This is a genomic window from Chelatococcus sp. HY11, assembly GCF_018398335.1.
Lineage (GTDB): Bacteria > Pseudomonadota > Alphaproteobacteria > Rhizobiales > Beijerinckiaceae > Chelatococcus.
This window is the reverse complement of sequence record NZ_JAHBRX010000002.1, coordinates 1,448,675-1,464,966: the sequence shown is the minus strand read 5'-3', so window position 1 is coordinate 1,464,966 and position 16,292 is coordinate 1,448,675. Positions and strand designations below refer to the sequence as shown.

General features: G+C 62.7%; 18 protein-coding genes and 2 pseudogenes. 10 read left to right on the top strand and 10 right to left on the bottom strand.

Features of this window, described 5'->3' with window-relative positions; genetic code table 11:
• Positions 1-177 precede the first annotated feature (177 nt).
• Together KIO74_RS27460 and KIO74_RS27455 are read left to right on the top strand one after the other, a co-directional pair.
• Complete coding sequence (locus tag KIO74_RS27460) at positions 178-1,254, top strand: helix-turn-helix transcriptional regulator (protein ID WP_213338359.1); 1,077 nt, start codon at positions 178-180, stop codon at positions 1,252-1,254.
• A 357-nt stretch (positions 1,255-1,611) separates the two neighbouring features.
• The gene (locus tag KIO74_RS27455; RefSeq protein WP_213338358.1) at positions 1,612-2,577 is read left to right on the top strand and encodes a DMT family transporter; all 966 of its coding nucleotides are present in this window, start codon (positions 1,612-1,614) and stop codon (positions 2,575-2,577) included.
• A gap of 114 nt (positions 2,578-2,691) precedes the next feature.
• Here the strand turns inward: KIO74_RS27455 and KIO74_RS27450 are convergent, their stop codons facing one another.
• Entirely contained in the window at positions 2,692-3,633 is a 942-nt protein-coding gene (locus KIO74_RS27450) for a LysR family transcriptional regulator (protein WP_213338356.1), read from the bottom strand.
• A 102-nt stretch (positions 3,634-3,735) separates the two neighbouring features.
• On the opposite strand from KIO74_RS27450, the gene KIO74_RS27445 reads away from it, so the two are divergent.
• On the top strand, positions 3,736-4,407 hold the full coding sequence (locus KIO74_RS27445) for a L,D-transpeptidase (protein ID WP_213339284.1): 672 nt from the start codon (positions 3,736-3,738) through the stop codon (positions 4,405-4,407).
• A 230-nt stretch (positions 4,408-4,637) separates the two neighbouring features.
• The gene (locus KIO74_RS27440; RefSeq protein WP_213338354.1) at positions 4,638-5,030 is read left to right on the top strand and encodes a RidA family protein; all 393 of its coding nucleotides are present in this window, start codon (positions 4,638-4,640) and stop codon (positions 5,028-5,030) included.
• 174 nt (positions 5,031-5,204) lie between these two features.
• Here KIO74_RS27440 and KIO74_RS27435 read toward each other — a convergent pair whose 3' ends face one another.
• Entirely contained in the window at positions 5,205-5,966 is a 762-nt protein-coding gene (locus KIO74_RS27435) for an AraC family transcriptional regulator (protein ID WP_249731620.1), read from the bottom strand.
• A gap of 5 nt (positions 5,967-5,971) precedes the next feature.
• A complete protein-coding gene (locus KIO74_RS32010) occupies positions 5,972-6,148 on the bottom strand; it encodes an AraC family transcriptional regulator (protein ID WP_249731652.1) in 177 nt (58 codons plus the stop codon).
• On the opposite strand from KIO74_RS32010, the gene KIO74_RS32335 reads away from it, so the two are divergent.
• Positions 6,147-6,272: a hypothetical protein gene (locus tag KIO74_RS32335; RefSeq protein ID WP_283772225.1), complete on the top strand. Its 126-nt coding sequence runs from the start codon at positions 6,147-6,149 to the stop codon at positions 6,270-6,272. The genes KIO74_RS32010 and KIO74_RS32335 overlap by 2 nt on opposite strands.
• Positions 6,273-6,300: 28 nt before the next feature.
• Here the strand turns inward: KIO74_RS32335 and KIO74_RS32560 are convergent.
• Positions 6,301-6,603: pseudogene (locus KIO74_RS32560) on the bottom strand (2Fe-2S iron-sulfur cluster-binding protein); the annotation flags it as partial.
• Between the two features lie 225 nt (positions 6,604-6,828).
• On the opposite strand from KIO74_RS32560, the pseudogene KIO74_RS32000 reads away from it, so the two are divergent.
• Positions 6,829-6,948: pseudogene (locus KIO74_RS32000) on the top strand (NADP oxidoreductase); the annotation flags it as partial.
• Positions 6,949-7,140: 192 nt separating this feature from the next.
• On the opposite strand, the gene KIO74_RS27425 reads toward KIO74_RS32000, so the two are convergent.
• Positions 7,141-7,926 (bottom strand): GGDEF domain-containing protein, encoded by a 786-nt coding sequence (locus KIO74_RS27425; RefSeq protein WP_213338352.1) that lies wholly within the window; start codon positions 7,924-7,926, stop codon positions 7,141-7,143.
• A 667-nt stretch (positions 7,927-8,593) separates the two neighbouring features.
• On the opposite strand from KIO74_RS27425, the gene KIO74_RS27420 reads away from it, so the two are divergent.
• Together KIO74_RS27420 and KIO74_RS27415 are read left to right on the top strand one after the other, a co-directional pair.
• On the top strand, positions 8,594-8,803 hold the full coding sequence (locus KIO74_RS27420; RefSeq protein WP_213338351.1) for a cold-shock protein: 210 nt from the start codon (positions 8,594-8,596) through the stop codon (positions 8,801-8,803).
• 105 nt (positions 8,804-8,908) lie between these two features.
• Positions 8,909-9,154 (top strand): hypothetical protein, encoded by a 246-nt coding sequence (locus tag KIO74_RS27415; RefSeq protein ID WP_213338350.1) that lies wholly within the window; start codon positions 8,909-8,911, stop codon positions 9,152-9,154.
• Positions 9,155-9,200: 46 nt separating this feature from the next.
• Here KIO74_RS27415 and rpsU read toward each other — a convergent pair whose 3' ends face one another.
• The 5 genes from rpsU to KIO74_RS27390 all read right to left on the bottom strand — a co-directional run bounded on the left by rpsU (position 9,201) and on the right by KIO74_RS27390 (position 13,752).
• Entirely contained in the window at positions 9,201-9,458 is a 258-nt protein-coding gene (gene rpsU / locus KIO74_RS27410; protein ID WP_213338349.1) for a 30S ribosomal protein S21, read from the bottom strand.
• A gap of 247 nt (positions 9,459-9,705) precedes the next feature.
• Positions 9,706-10,479, bottom strand: coding sequence for an enoyl-CoA hydratase (locus tag KIO74_RS27405; RefSeq protein WP_213338347.1), 774 nt, complete (start codon positions 10,477-10,479; stop codon positions 9,706-9,708).
• Between the two features lies 1 nt (position 10,480).
• Positions 10,481-11,383: a 3-hydroxyisobutyrate dehydrogenase gene (gene mmsB / locus KIO74_RS27400; protein WP_213338345.1), complete on the bottom strand. Its 903-nt coding sequence runs from the start codon at positions 11,381-11,383 to the stop codon at positions 10,481-10,483.
• Positions 11,384-11,533: 150 nt separating this feature from the next.
• Positions 11,534-12,610, bottom strand: a complete 1,077-nt coding sequence (locus tag KIO74_RS27395; protein ID WP_213338334.1) for an enoyl-CoA hydratase/isomerase family protein — start codon at positions 12,608-12,610, stop codon at positions 11,534-11,536.
• Positions 12,607-13,752, bottom strand: a complete 1,146-nt coding sequence (locus KIO74_RS27390; protein ID WP_213338333.1) for an isobutyryl-CoA dehydrogenase — start codon at positions 13,750-13,752, stop codon at positions 12,607-12,609. The genes KIO74_RS27395 and KIO74_RS27390 overlap by 4 nt, the downstream gene beginning before the upstream one ends.
• Positions 13,753-13,889: 137 nt before the next feature.
• Between KIO74_RS27390 and KIO74_RS27385 the strand changes: the two genes are divergently transcribed.
• Positions 13,890-14,810, top strand: coding sequence for a LysR family transcriptional regulator (locus KIO74_RS27385; protein WP_213338331.1), 921 nt, complete (start codon positions 13,890-13,892; stop codon positions 14,808-14,810).
• Positions 14,811-15,003: 193 nt separating this feature from the next.
• Positions 15,004-16,245, top strand: a complete 1,242-nt coding sequence (locus KIO74_RS27380; protein WP_213338329.1) for an ABC transporter substrate-binding protein — start codon at positions 15,004-15,006, stop codon at positions 16,243-16,245.
• The last annotated feature ends 47 nt before the right edge of the window (positions 16,246-16,292 follow it).

Here is a 16,292-nt window from a genome sequence, read left to right as displayed (position 1 = left end):
AGGTCCAACATGGTGCGGCGTTGATCGAGTAGAAGGCCTGTCGGCCATATCAGGCTGGAGGGAACCGGGACGCCTTCATCGCGGACTGCCCGCAGGATGCCGGGCGCGGATCTTATGGCTTGCGCTCGATCGAACTGCTAAGACATAGATTCATGGTGGTTTCCGGCGAGGATTGCCTTGTCTCTTCAAGACCGCGGTGAAGCGCCGCAGGACGAGTCCAGCCTCGCAACGAGGCCTTACCACTTCTCGACACGCGACCTCGCGCCCCAACACCAGTTCGATGCCTGGCGCAGCTTTATGGCTTCATCGATCGAGTTATCGCAGCCCGAGGGGCAGGACGTCGGCTTTGCCGCAGATCTTTATGCCTGGGATCTAGGCAGCCTCGCCTTCACGGAAATGGCAATGCCGGGCAACGGGGCGACCCGTTCCTTTCGGCACCGCAAAGCGCCGCCGACCGACCATTGGTGCCTTGTGCTGCCATTTTCGGAAGCTGAGCATGCCGTAGCAATCAATCGGCCCGGCAACAGGTTGGCGTCGCGCCGGCTGAGCTTCCGCTCGATCGCTCGGCCCTATGCCGCCAGCGGCACTGACAGCCACGTCATCAGCCTGTTCATCCCCCGCGACCATTTCGGTGAGATCGCCAACCTGCTCGACGCGACGCCGCACGCGATCCCGGATCAGGGGCTTGGTAGTATCCTCGCCGATTTCATGCAGAGCGTTGAACGCCAGTTGCCGCATATATCGGCGGACAACTTGCCGCGGCTGGTGGATGCCATTCTGGCGATGATCCGCGGTTGTCTTGTCCCCACCCCCGACAACCTTGAAATGGCCGATATCCCGCTTTCAGCCATGCTGCTGGAGCGAGCGCGCCAGACCATTCGTCGTAACGTCCACGCGCCTGATCTCAGCCCGGACCAGCTCTGTCGGCAGTTGGGCGTATCACGCTCAAGGCTTTATCGGCTGTTCGAGAATTTGGGTGGCGTATCCAGCTATATCCGCCGGCAGCGCCTACTGGCGGCCCATGCCGTGCTCTCCGATGTCAGCCAGACCCGGCAGATCCGGCAGATCGCCGAGAGCGTGGGTTTTACCGATGCGTCAGCCTTTACCCGCGCCTTCAACACCGAATTCGGCTGCAGCCCCGGAGACGTGCGCGCAGCGGCGCTCGCCGGGCACAGGTTGTCGCCATTCGCTTCACCGCGCGCCACGAACACGGAAGCGGACTTCAACAGATTGCTCGTACGGCTCCATGCCTGAACGGACGCCCGGAAGAAGCTCAGCTTTCGTGTCTTTCTCGCCACCCCGCCCGCCCCCTTAATCTGTTGCCCGCAATCCCACGGGAGTTGAGAAGCAATATCCGGCACGAGATCACCGTGCTCCATCTTCATGTGGGAAGAGCAGCTATAGAGGGCTCGCATAGTCTTGATCGCCGAGCTCGCGGCAACGGATCTGGCGACGACCGACGCGGAGAGATTGTTCGAGGGTTTTTGAACCTCGGGACAGAGGACAAGAAACGCCTGGCAAAGCTCCCCCAAGGAGGAGGAAACGTCCCGGTTGAATCCTATCTCAAGCGATCTAATCACGTCGTCGGTATCGTCGCCCTGAGGAGTTCCCTTGCAATCCGCTTTACATCCGCAACGCTCTGTCGCGCCGCCACGCCAAAGCGAACCCCTCGGAATCACGCTGCTCATGGCGGCCGAGGCTTGTTTCGCCGTTTCGGGCGGCGTTTCCAAGTATCTGACTGGCGCGCTGCCCCCCCTGCAGATTGCATGGATCCGGTTTGCCGTTTTTGCGGCGGTCGTCATGGGGGTTATCGTATCGCGACGAGATTGGTCTGCTCTCAGGTCGCAATGCCTTGGTCCGCAAATCGTCCGCTGCCTCGGTATCGTCGGTGCGACGGTCTTTTTCATTCTCGCCCTGAAACGACTGCCGCTGGCCGAGACATCGGCTCTGTTCTTCGTCTCACCGCTGCTCATTGTCCTCGCCGCGCGGGTCGTCCTCGGCGAGGCGATGAACGCCACGCGCTATATCGCGGTGGGTAGCGGTTTCGCAGGAGCGCTTCTGGTCATCAAGCCCGGCTCCCACGGGCTCGGCCTCGACGCCATCCTCCCCCTGCTGGCGGCGGTGTCGTGGGCCGTCGCGATTATCGCGACACGCTGGACGGGCAGCCGGGAGCGGCCACTGACCGGCGTCCTGTATGCTGCTCTCGTCGGCTTGGCGGTGACGACAGCCTTCCTGCCCACCGCTTGGGTACCGCCTGACACGCCACAGCTGATGTTCGGCATCGCCACTGGGCTGGCAGCCGCCGCGGGACAATGGTTCATCGTCCTCGCGTACCAGCGCGCCAGCGCCTCGTCGCTCGCGCCCCTCAACTACGTGCAGCTGATATGGTCGGCGCTGGTCGGCTACGTGTTCTTCGCCAGCGTGCCCGACAATTGGGCTATCGTCGGCGCGGTCGTGATCGTCCTCAGCGGTTTTTTTGCTATCCGCAAGGGAAGGAGCCTCACTTTCGGGGAGGGGCGAGACAATGAGCATGTCGCCATCCGCGCCAAGCCACACCATCCACCAGCTGGAAACTAGCCTCGCTGTGCGGGTTCTGACGCGAACGACACGGGCATTTCCCAATCACGGTTCACCTGGCGATCGTATCTTTATGCTAGGCAAATCTTCACGGTTTCAGATTCTCATCTGCGACTACACGGCCATCAATTCGTTCGCGGAAAAATTGTTGGCCGCGACACCATCAATCGCGCGGAGCGCAGGAATGGCAAAGTCGGTGAAGGCGCGAACGACCGGGCGCATAAAGCGTACCGAGGGATAAGCGAGAAACGCCTCGGTCGGCTTGACCTCATACTCGGGCAGGACGCGCACGAGGCGGCCGTCCGCCAGTTCGTCGGCGACAAGCAGCCTCTGAACCGGGCCCAGGGCATGGCCGGAGACCAGCGTGGAAGCAATGACATCCGCGCTGTTGGTGCGTAGAACGGCATTGACCGGTACATCCACAGTCTCTCCGGTGTGGTGACGAAGAGAGATGAGATCACGGGGCACCGGCAGTCTAGCGCTGACGATAACGCCGGCCTCAGAAAGCTTGTCGGTTGTCGCGATCGGACCGAACCGCTCGAGATAGTGCGGGGAAGCGACGAGGATGCGCTCAATCCAGCCGAGTTGGCGGATTATGAGGTTCTGGCCTGAGGGGCGACCATACCGGATTGCCAGATCGAAATTATCATAGATCAGATCGATGTCCCTGTTCTCAAGGATCAGGTCCGCCATCACACCCGGATGCTGCCGCTGGAACGCCATGACGATACCATGCAGATGCTTGGCTCCGAGGCAAGTGGGCGCATGGATGCGAATATTGCCTTCGATGGCGCCCATGTCACGCCGCACGCCCTCGAGCGCGGCTTCGATCGCCGTCAACGCCTCGTGGCTGCCTTCATAGAGAGCCTGCCCTTGAGAGGTCGGCCGGACGACGCGCGACGACCGCTCCAGGAGTCGCGCGCCGACGTGGCGTTCCAGGTTGCGCAAATGCTTCGTCACGGCCGGTTGGGAAATCCCCAGATCGCGGGCGGCGGCGGTGACGGAACCGCGCTCCACGGTGCGAACGAAGGCGCGTAGGGCTGCCGCAAGGTCCATTCTCATATCCAACAGCTATGATGATTATTCCATCATAACTCATAGACGCAGCTTGAGCTACATGCCTTGATAAATCGACGTTTTGCAGAGTTCGGAAGGCAAATGAGCATTAGTAGGCGTGTCGTATTAGGATCGATGCCGCTTATCCTGGCGGCCTGTGCGAGCAAAGATCGTCAGCTTCCGCTGAGTTCTGCATCAGAAGGCTGGTCACCGTTTCAGTCGATGTATGCGTCTATCGACACCGAGCCGTTTCCTGTTCCGGCAATTGACCTTGAACAAATCGCGCCGGAGTTCCTGCGTCGCGAGATACCCTATCAGACACGTGAACAGCCGGGCACAATCGTCGTAAACCCGGCCGCACGCTATGCCTATCTCGTCCTGGAGAACGGTCGCGCGCTGCGATACGGGATCGGCGTCGGCAAACAAGAAGGGTTTAATTTCCGTGGCGAGGCGATCATCGCGCGAAAAGCGGAATGGCCGGGCTGGCGACCGACACCTGAAATGATCAAGCGAGAGCCCGATCGCTATGGACCGTTGCGAGACGGTCTTCCCGGCGGCAGCGACAGTCCACTCGGCCCGCGCGCCCTCTATCTCTATCGTAATGGACGCGACACCTACTACAGGCTTCACGGAACGGTTGAACCGTGGACCATTGGGACCATGGTTTCTTCTGGTTGTGTCCGCCTGCTCAACCAGGACATCATGGACCTTTACAGGCGTGTGCCTATTGGCACGCGTGTCGTGGTGCTTCCTGCGACTTCGGCCAAAGCTTGATACGGGGTGACGGCGGCGGCACCCAAAGGCCGCTCCAGGACCGACGATAAATTGAATAGGCGACCGGGCGGTTTGACATCTATTCCCGTGGCGCAATCGGGATAATCATCGGAGGATGATTGTTGCTACGCTCGCGTGCACGCATTCCATGTCAGGCGCATGAATAAATTTGCGCGACAAACAAGAATTCGCGCCGCCGCTATCCAGCGTTTTACACAGGAGAATTCCACATGGCCCAGCGTGAAACCATTGTCCCGGCCGGTCGGCATGACCTGTACACGTTACAGACCTATTCCGCGGCCATCAGATCACATAACCTCCTGTTCGTGTCCGGCCACGTCGGTAGTCGCAGCGATGGTTCTCCCGAACCCGACTTTGAGGCCCAGGTCCGCCTGGCATTCGCCAATCTCAAGGCGACTCTACAAGCGGGTGGATGCGGATTTGATGATATCGTCGACGTGACAACCTTCCACACTGATCCTGACAATCAATTCGGCACGATCATGGCCATTAAAAGCGAAGTCTTCCCCGAAGCGCCCTATCCGAATTGGACGGCGATCGGCGTCAACTGGCTCGCAGGTTTTGACTTCGAGATCAAGGTCATAGCCCGCATTCCAGGCTGAACATCATCCGGTGACAGTCTGGGGGCCGGACAGGCTGTAGCAACCACGTGATGGCCGCCGCGCGGAGCAATTCCCATCAGCACACGACCAAGTCCGCACGTGGTGCCGGCGGCAGGTCTGACTTTTGTCATGGAATGTTCGAGAGCGGGTAGCGGCGTCGGTTGCCCGGGCCCGTCAGTCGGGCGACGATGCCGACGCGGCAGCTTTCTGGGGATGGCCGAGCTCACGCTTGAGCGTGGCGCGGAGGGCCGCGGTATCGTCGCTCGGCGTCAGGTTGAAAAGACGTCGATAGTCCCGGTTGAACTGGGATATGCTTTCGTAGCCAACGTCGTAGGCGACCGAAGAGATCGTACCGGCCCCCGACAGTATCCTGCGCGCCTCCTGCAACCTGACCCTCTTCTGAAACTGGCCGGGCGTCATGCACGTGACAGCTTTGAAATGCCGGTGGAAGCTCGGAACACTCATGTTCGCCTCTGCCGCCAGATCGGCGATGCTCAGCGGCGCGGAGAAATTGTCCCTGATCCACGCCGTGGTCCGCCCGATCCTCGCGGCGTGGCCGTTGGCGAAGGCGAGCTGGCTCAGGAGCGGGCCGTGTTCGCTGTGCAGCAGCCGCCAGACGATCTCGCGCCGTATCAGCGGCGCCAGAACCGGAATGTCGCGTGGCCGCTCCAGCAGCGAAAGCAATCGGATAAGTGGATCGAACAGGTCCGGATCGAGCCTGTATTTGACGGCGATCAGATTGTCCGGCGCCTTCGGGCGGAACCCGGACTGAGCCCGCAGAAGATCGGATACAACCGTCGGCTCGATCTCGAGATGGATGGCGAGATAGGGAGCGGATGGACTAGCCTCGGTAACCTGCGACGTCACCGGAATGTCCACAGCGCAAAGCAGCGACTCGCCGACCGAATAGTGAAAGGGTGTCTCGCCGATCATCATTTCCTTCACGCCGCCGCCACCACGCCGAATGACGGCTGGTAGATGGAGTGCGTCACCTCGGAGGGAAAATCAGCCCGGCCCACCTTGAGCCCGTCGATCGGCGTTGCGTAGTCGTATCGCGCATGGCGCGCGATGACGTCCAGCAAGTCTGAAAAGTTTGGCTTCTCCATCGGATCAACCATGCTCCATCAAATGCTCGATCCGCAACGGAAGATCGCGCAGCCGCCTGCCGGTGGCATGGAACACGGCATTCGCTATGGCGGCGGCCATGCCGACCGTCCCGATCTCCCCTACCCCCTAGGGTGAGGCATGAAAGTTCGCGCTTCCCGTCGATCAGCACGGTGCAGGCGCTGCATTGCCCATGGTCGCAGCCCTTCTTGGCGCCAGTGAGCCCGATTTCCTCGCGCAACGCATCAAGCAATGTCATGCGCGTATCGAACGCGAGACGATATGACTTCTCGTTGACCCTGAGGTCCACGGCGATAGGCAAACGCGGGTCGGCCTGCGATACGCCTTCCTCGGCTCGCGCGTGACCTATTCGGCCAAAGGCCGGCGCGGCTCCGCTGAGCGCCGAACCGATCAGAAACCGTCGCCGCGCCTTCGACAAAGGCTCGTTCAATGCCTGCCGATCTTCCATGTCAAATCCCACTTCACATGCGCTGCCATGAGATGGTTTCGGGAAATCGCGCGCAAATTGCGCCTCGACATCCGGTGGGCAGCAAATTTGCTGGCATGCTGCGTAACCCATACTCAAGGATGGCAACCATTGGGGCTATTCACATCCTATCAATGGCGCACACGATTCTCTCAAAGCGCGCCCTTCCGGCTACCTGCCAGTTCGGTCATCGATCACGCCTCCGCAGCAATCATTGAACAGCTAGGCTTCTTCGGAATCGACCTTGGCTTGACCTTGGTCGGCAGCAAGCTTGCGCGGTTTCCTGGTGGGCCCTTGCCATCACTCGATCTCGTGAGATTCGACTGAATGAAACGGCAGCGACGCTTCTCGCCAAAGACTTGACGGCGTGGATGGGGGTTGTGGCCGATGCACCACCTTGAGCCCACCGATACCGTCCCTGTGCTCGGGCATCGGGAAGCGTCGGCTCCATTTTTCACGCTGGGCGCCGGGTTCGGACAGGTATCCTGTGGGAATTTGAAGCTCTTATCGCGGGGCCTGTCACTCGGACTTGCACTCTTCGGCCATGGCGCTCCTGAGCGGGGGATCGCTCATCACAGTCGTGTTGCGACCGGACCTTTTGGCAACATAGAGGCGCCGATCCGCGAGTTGCCACAAGTCATCGGATGTGCCGCCTTCCCAACAACTCGCCCCGCCGATACTGACGCTGAGAGAAACCACTTTCCCCTCGACGGGCTCGAAACGGATTTCAGCGACCTTGGCCAGAATCCGCTCAGCGATCGCGGCCAACTCATTGGCGGTTACCCGGGAGAGCAGGATCGCGAATTCCTCGCCGCCGACGCGGCCCCTTGTATCCCTTTCACGCACTCCCTCCTTGATGGCAGCGGCGATCAGGGTCAGCGCCAAGTCACCGGCCAGATGGCCGAAGCGGTCATTGATCATCTTGAAATTGTCTGCGTCGATGATCAGCAACGCATAGTTCCCGCTCTCGCGCTGAGCTTGGTCGAGCGCGGCGAAGAAACTCTCACGGTTGAGCATACCGGTCATGTGGTCGCGGCTGGCCTTCTCCGCCAGCTGGCGGTGGGCGTCGAGGAGCTCGGCATGGGCCTTGGCAAGCTGCTGGTTCGCGGCTCGAAAGCGGGCGCTCTGCCAGAACATGACGGCGCTCGCGGGCCAGGCTATGACAACAGGCAGGACGGTGCTCATCAACCATGCGTTACCGTCGACCACGCCTCCAATCGCCGGTACAATCGTGGCCGCTAGCAGCAGAGATGCTGCGGCAGACCCAGCTGCGACAGCGGCGGACTTGAAGATAACGCCGCGCATGTCACCAGTCCCTCTCGGATGACACGTGAAGCTTTCGGCCCCTGCCCGCAATCACTACCCGACTCCCCTGCGCCGTTCTGCTCCATCCTGCCAGCCTGGTTGGAGGCGTTCTCCTCATATCGGCCAGGAGAGCTGTCGTCATCCCTATGCACGATCCAGGCCACGCGAAAGCGCGATTTGGGATGGGTGTATTGCCGTTTACGCTTCACCCATTGGTGAAGCCTTGGATCATGCAGATCCCCCTCACCAACCTCGCCGTGAAGGAAAGATGCGGTATGACTTTGTTGCTGGCCGCAGAGCGGCCGAGCGCGTTTTGTGCCTGATCGCCGGCCGCCCAGGCGTGAGCTTGGCTCCGATCGCACCTAGAATGGGTAGTCGCTCAGGTTGTCAGAGAGCGGCGACACGCTGCGCTGTGCGCCAAGCGGCCTCGGGAAAGTTTTCCTCACCGCGCCTGGGCTTCCCATAAAACGGCAGCCTCTCCGTAGCGGTTCCAAAGCTTGCGCTGGCCTCTGACGTCTTTAGATGATAACAAGCTTTATCGATCTTGTTGCCGAACTTTGTTTTTTGCGCCAACGGCGTTTCCGGCGATCTTCCCATCAAAATCGATGCAGTAAGCGCGCGGTCATGCTTCCGCGCGTACCTTTATGCATGCGGCAAGGAGCTCGCTATGACTGATGGCACCGTAAAATTCTTCAACGTCGACAAAGGCTTTGGTTTTATTCAGCCGGACAACGGCGGGCCAGATGTCTTCGTTCATATCACTGCGCTTGAGCGGGCAGGAATGCGCACGCTCACTGAAGGCCAGAAGGTGAGTTTTGATGCAGTCACCGATCCTCGCAGGGGCAAGGTCGCAGCGGAAAATCTCCAGGCTTTATAGGGAACGGCCTAGAATCCAACGACATGTTGCGTTGGGCTGGAGCTGAAGAGCTAAAGCGAGGGGCGAGTTTGCTCGGCCCTTGTCTCAGGACGGAAGGAGGCTATCATGGAAGATACTCCCGATAATCTGGCTTTACGAAAGACCGCCACCGCCCGCAGAAAGGCGGATGCCGAAGCCGAGGCTTCCAAGGCATGGGCGGATCACCTCGCCACGCAAGACGAGGTGCTCGCGCGAACTGAACGCTTACGCGCTCTTCGGAAGGCGAAGGAAGATGCAACTTCCAGGGTCGCACCAGAGAAATTGACCGCAACGGCCAAGCGCCGTTCCAAGCGCCCAGTTTTGGCAATTTAGCACCGAAGTAGGCGCGCGCTCGATGCGCGCGCCTCTGGGTCTTGCCTTATGCCGGCCTGGGTGGCTGGCGCGGATCAGTTACTTTTTTCTTCGGCGCTGGAAGTAGACCTTCCCGCTGTGCCTGCTTTCGTGCGGCTTTGCGACTACGGCGGATAGCTTCGGCCTTTTCCCGGGTTCGTTTTTCCGAAGGTTTTTCGTAGGCTCTGCGGGCCTTCATCTCGCGGAAAATTCCCTCGCGTTGCATCTTTCTCTTCAGAGCGCGAAGGGCCTGATCGACATTGTTGTCGCGGACAAGAACCTGCAATGAGTCTCCTAACATGTGCCGGCGTCACGTGCGCCAGCTATGCGGCTAGGCAGAATGCCCAACCCGTGCCCTGAAGAGCATAGCCATATTTCCGCTAAGTGCACCCCCAAGTTCGATAAAATGCAAATGCCGCGCTCTGGCGCGACCACGGAACGGACGATCGTCCCCCGTGATCTGACGCGGCTGCGGAAGGATTGTCCGCAGCGGAGCGCGCCCCGACGAACGCCTGCCTGCCGAGAATGGCCCGTTATGTCCGGTGGAACTGCGCGGGGCGCTTTTCCACGAAGGCGGCCATGCCCTCCTTCTGGTCGGCGGTGGAGAACATCGCGTGAAACACGCGGCGTTCGAAGCGGATGCCCTCGGCCAGCGTGGTCTCATAGGCGCGGTTCACCGTCTCCTTCGTCATCATGGCGATCGGCAAGGCCATGCCGGCGATGGTCTCGGCGGTTTTCAACGCCTCGGCGACGAGATCCGCCGCCGGCACGATACGCGCGACAAGCCCGCTGCGCTCCGCCTCCACGGCATCCATCATGCGGCCTGTCAGGCACATCTCCATGGCTTTCGCCTTGCCGACGACGCGGGTCAGCCGCTGGCTGCCGCCCATGCCCGGCATGACGCCGAGCTTGATCTCCGGCTGGCCGAACTGCGCGTTATCGGCGGCCAGGATGAAGTCGCACATCATGGCGAGCTCGCAGCCGCCGCCGAGCGCATAGCCGGCAACCGCCGCGATCACCGGCTTGCGCGTTGCCGCGAAGCGCTCCCACTGCGCGAACCAGTCGGCGGCATACATCTCGTCGTAGGACTGGCTCTGCATCTCCTTGATATCGGCGCCGGCGGCGAAGGCGCGCTCCGAGCCGGTCACCACAAGGCAGCCGATACCCGGGTCGCGATCGGCCGCGCTGGCGGCGTCGATGAGTTCCGCGGCAACCTGGGCATTGAGCGCGTTCAGCGCCTTCGGCCGGTTGAGCGTGATAAGCAGGACGCGGCCGTGCTGCGCGGTGATGATGGTCTCGTAGCCCATGTCAGGCGGCTCCCTTTTCCGAATGGCCACGCAGCATCTTGATGATGGCCGAGAAGTCCTCACCGGCCGATCCAAGGCCAGCGAACAGGCTGTAGAGTTGCGCCGCTTCCGCGCCGAGCGGCGTGCTGACGCCGGCAGAATTCGCCGCCTCCTGCGCCAGCCGCAGGTCCTTCAGCATCAGGGCGGCGGCAAAGCCCGGCTTATAGTCGTTGTTGGCTGGCGAAGTCGGCACCGGGCCGGGCACCGGACAATAGGTGGTCAGCGACCAGCACTGGCCGGATGACACCGAGGCGACATCGAACAGGGCCTGGCGCGACAGCCCGAGCTTCTCGCCGAGCACGAAAGCCTCGCTGACGCCGATCATCGAGATGCCGAGGATCATGTTGTTGCAGATCTTGGCGACCTGCCCCGCGCCTGCCTCGCCGCAATGGAAGATGTTTTTGCCCATGCGCGCGAGAATGGCCTGGCCGCGCGCGAAGCTGTCCGCCGCGCCACCCACCATGAAGGTGAGCGTTCCCGCCTTGGCGCCGCCGATGCCGCCCGATACCGGCGCGTCCAGGGAAGCATGGCCTTGCGCGGCCGCCAGGGCGTGCGCCTTGCGCGCGCTGTCGACATCGACGGTCGAACAGTCGATCAGCAGCGCGCCAGGCGCCACCACTGTCACAAGCTCCGACCAGACCGCGATCACATGCCGGCCCGCCGGCAGCATGGTGATGACGATGGACGCGCCGGCGACGGCCTCGGCGGCGGAGGCGGCGATGACGACGCCCGCCTGGGCGGCCGCCTCGCGCGCCTCCGCCACCAGGTCGAAGCCGCGCACGCTGTGGCCGGCGGCCAGCAAATTAGCCGCCATGGGGCCGCCCATGTTACCGAGGCCGATGAACGCGATCGTCTCGCCGGTCATGATATCTGTCTCCTCTGCATCGCAGGTGGCCTCGGCCACACGGCGGTCGTTTCTGGACCATTCTGTTTCTCGACACCGGCCCGTTTCGCCCGGTGTCCGGGATAGCGCGGAACCCGCGGCGTCTGGGGCCGCGAGCAGCGATGGCCGGCCCTACGCGTCGCGCCCGAACACAGGTTCGGAAGCCGGCGCAAGGAAGCCCTCGACGACCTCCGGATCGACCTCGTCCAGGGCGGCCGGCGACCAGCGCGGATTGCGATCCTTGTCGATGACCGCCGCCCGCACGCCCTCGTAGAAATCGGGGCCGCGCGTCATGGAGACAGCGGCGGCGAATTCACGCTCCAGGCAGGTCTCCAGCGACGGGCTGGCGCGCCCCAGGCGCAGCAACCGCAGCGTCAGCGCAAGGCTCGTCGGGGATTTTTCGGTGATCGTCTTGCGGGTGGCCATCGCGAAGGGCGAGCCGTCGTCTTCAAGGGCCGCGAGGATCGCCTGCACGTCATCGGCTGCCATCGCGTGTGTTACGACGGCGACATTGTCCTGCAGCGGCGTCGCCGCGACGCTGCGACCGAAGCCCGCGACGACCGCGCCCACCGCGGCCTGGCCCGTGCCGGCCGGCAGCTCCGCGAGGGCAGCGACAAGGCGCGGATAGTCCTCGAAGGGCATGAAGATGTCGGCGAGGCCCGCAAAGATCGCGTCCGACGCGCCGATAGCCTCGCCGGTCAGCGCCAAGTAAGTGCCCACCTCATTCGCCTGCCGCGACAGCAGCCACGTGCCGCCGATGTCCGGCAGGAAACCGATGCCGGTTTCCGGCATGGCGACACGGGTGCGTTCGGTGACGATGCGGTGCGCGCCATGCGCCGAGATCCCGACGCCGCCGCCCATGGTGATGCCGTCCATCAGCGCGACATAGGGTTTCGGGAAATGGGAGATGCGCGCGTTGAGACGGTATTCTTCCCGCCAGAAGGTCGCGGCGCGGTCGTCGCCGTTGCGCACACTCTCCGCCAGGGCGCGGATGTCGCCGCCGGCACAAAGGCCACGTTCCCCTTCGCCGGTGACAAGCACGGCGGCAACAGCCGGATCCGCCTCGAAATCGTCGAGCGCCGCCTCGATCCTGCGTACCATGGGCAGGGTGAGGCTGTTCAGGGCTTTCGGCCGGTTCAGCCGGATGCGGCCCAGCGTGCCCTGCCTCTCGACAATGACTTCGGAGATTGCGGATTGACTGTCGGTCATGAGCGTCCACCAAGAAGGGATCGGGCGATGATGACCTGCATGATCTCGTTCGTTCCCTCGAGAATCTGATGCACACGCAGGTCGCGTACGATCTTCTCGATGCCATATTCGGCGAGATAACCGTAGCCACCATGCAACTGAAGCGCCTGATTAGCGACCTCGAACGCGGCGTCGGTGACGAAACGCTTGGCCATCGCGCAGAGTTTCGTCGCGTCGGGCGACTTGGCATCGAGCGCCGACGCGGCGCGCCAGAGGAAGGTGCGGGCGACCTCAAGTTCCGTCGCCATGTCGGCCACGCGAAACTGCAACGCCTGGAATGCGGCAAGCGCCTGGCCGAAGGCGTGGCGCTCGCGCAGATAGACGAGCGTCTTGTCCAGCGCCGCCTGGGCTCCACCAAGCGAGCAGGCGGCGATATTGAGGCGACCTCCGTCAAGCCCCGCCATGGCGATGCGAAAACCGTCCCCTTCCGCACCGAGCCGGTTGGCGACCGGCACACGCACCCCTTCGAACACGACAGTGCGGGTGGGCTGGGCGTTCCAGCCCATCTTCCGCTCATTGGCGCCGAAGGACAGACCCGGCGTGTCGCCGGGCGCCACCAGCGCCGAGATACCGCGCGGCCCCTCCCCGCCCGTGCGGGCCATCACCACATAAAGGTCGCTGACGCCGGCTCCTGAAATGAACTGCTTCTGTCCATCGATCACATAGTGGTCGCCGTCGCGCACCGCGCGTGTTCGCAGGGCCGATGCATCGGAACCGGCGCCGGGCTCCGTGAGACAATAGCTCGCGAGCGACGCCATCGATGTGAGCCCCGGCAGGAAGCGCTGGCGCTGATCTTCGTCGCCGAAAGCGTCGATCATCCAGGCGCACATGTTGTGGATGGAGATATAGGCGGCGATCGTTGGACAGCCTGTAGCCAGCGCCTCGAAAATAACGGCCGCGTCCAGCCGCGTGAGACCAGATCCGCCGACCTCGTCGCGCACGTAAATGCCGGCGAAGCCGAGCTCAGCGGCCTGGCGCAGGGTCTCCACGGGAAAGTGCTTGCGTTCGTCCCAGTCGAGCGCGTGAGGAGCCAACTGCTCGTCGGCGAAGCGGGCCGCCATCGCGCGGATCGCCGCCTGCTCCTCGTTCAGTCCGAAATCCATCCAGCGCCTCCCATACGAACGCTGGCGCATGACGGAGGCGCCGCGATCCCTTTGCCACGACGTTATCAGCATTTTCAAAGGAGCAAATGCTGCTATTTTCACACCCATCGTGCATTTCTGCACAACAAGGATAAGCCGTGGACGCGCGCAAGCCGCAGCCGAGTTGGGATGACCTGCGCCACTTCCTCGCCGTCGCGCGCAGCGGCACTGTGTCGGCGGCGGCCGCCCAGGTCGGGATAGAGCACACGACGGTCTCGCGCCACATTCGCGCCCTTGAGCGTGAGCTCGGCGAAACCCTCTTCCACAAGAGCAACACCGGCTACGAGCTGACGACGGCCGGACAGCGGTTGGTCGCGGCCGCGGAAGATATGGAGAGCGCCTATCTCGCGGCCCGCTCGATGGCGGGGCGTGAAAGCCAGTCGGTCGCCGGCGTGGTGCGCATCGGCGCTCCCGATGGCCTCGGCGCGATCTTCCTGGCGCCACGGCTGAAGGCCCTGACGGAGCGTCATCCGCGCCTGGCGATCGAACTGATGGCGACGGCGCGCCTCTTTTCCCTGTCGAAGCGCGAGGCCGATATCGCGATCAGCCTGTCGATGCCGCGGCAGATGCGGGTGGTGTCGCGGCGTCTCACCGACTACCGCCTGCATGTCTACGGCACGCGATCCTATCTCGACGGCGCCCCGCCCATCCGCGCGGTCGATGACCTCAAGCACCATCCCTTCGTCAGCTATATCGAGGACCTGTTGTTCGCGCCGGAGCTGAACTACCTCAGCGCCGTGCGCACCACGATCACGCCGCGCATCCGTAGCACCAACCTGCTGGCACAGCTCCACGCGACGCTCGCCGGCAGCGGCCTGTGCATCATGCCGACCTTCGTGGTCTCGGATTTTCCGGATCTCGTGCCAGTGCTTCCCGACCGCATCGCCCTCACCCGCTCGTTCTACATGCATATCCATGAGGATAACCGGAAGGTCCGTCATATCGACGAGGTGGCGAGCTTCATCGCCGCCGAGATCGCCCGTTCGCAAGCCCTGTTCAATCCGCCGGCCGCGACGTGAGCGCCCCTCGGGGGATCGGGATCGGCGTCCACCTGTTCCAGTTGCTGCAACGAACCTCAATCGATCCGTTGCGCCGACCGGAAACCGGCGGATGTTCTGTTACACGGCCTATCCTTGGATAGGGGCCACGGGACCCGCTGCCTCCAATCCTCAATGAAACCGGTGCGAATGTCTCCGGAACGGGGAGGACATCATGAAGCTCAACCGAAGGACAGTCATCGCAACAGCCGCGACGGCGACGGGAGTAGCCATGCTAGGCCGGCGTGGTGCTCGTGCGGCAGAACCCATCCGCATCGGTGTTCTGATGCCTTTGAGCGGTACCGCCGAACTCGTCGGCAACCGGCAGAAAATCGGCGTGGAGATCGCCCGGGACCAGATCAACGCCGCGGGCGGGGTTCTCGGCCGGCCGCTCGAACTTGTGATCCGCGACGACAAGGGCGATCCGAACCAGGCGGTAGCCAACGCCCGCGAGCTGTCGTCGTCCGGCGTCAACCTGATCATCGGCGCGTCGTTGAGCGCCCAGAACATCGCCGTCATCCAGGTGATCCAGTCGCTCAACCTGGTGCAGATGACGGCCAGCGCGCCGCTCGACAGCCTCACCCACGAGTTGTTCAACCGCAACTTCTTCCGCCTGGCCGACAACAACTACATGCGTTGCCGCTCGCTCGCCCGGGTAATGGCGCAGCGTTTCCCGGAGGTCACCACCTGGGGCGGCTTCATCTCCGACATTTCGGTCGGCCATGATTCCTGGAAGCAGTTTTCGTCGGCACTCAAAGAATTCTATCCCGTCTACGCCAAGAAAGACGTGGTCCTCACCGATGTCATCGCCTCCAAGTTCGGCACCACCGACTACAAGACCCAGATCTTCCGGATGATGCAGACGCCGGCGCAGGGCGTGTTCAACCTGACCTATGGCGCCGACATGATCACGCTTTGGAAACAGGCCAAGACCCTAGGGCTGAGCAACAAGATCAAGGTCGCCTGCGACGGCAGCGGCGAGCTCGACCTGCCGGTCGTCCTCGGCAAGGATGGCCCGCCCGAACTCTGGTCGAACCTGCATTGGTACTTCGGCAACCCGAACGCCAACAAGGTGCACCAGGATCTGGTCGCCGAGGTGAAGGCGCGGACGAAGAACGATCCCTATCCGTCCAGCCTGATCGGACCGGCGCACGGCGCGGTGCTCTGCTACGCCGCCGCCATCCAGGCCGCCAACAGCACCGAGACCAATGCCATCATCCAGGCCCTTGAGAACGTCGAGGTGGAGACGGCAAAGGGCAAGATCCGCTTCCGCAAGGAGGACCACCAGCAGATCGGCCCCGTAAACCTCGCGGGTGCCGTGCCGACCGCCGATGGCTTTACCTTCAAGGCGAGCGTCGAGGTTCCGGGTGCGGAGATCGTCGAGCCGCCGACCCCAGGGGTTGCGCTCAAGATCTGAGCGCTATCCTGACTATCCCATGCCGCCGGTCGGTATCGGCAATTGAC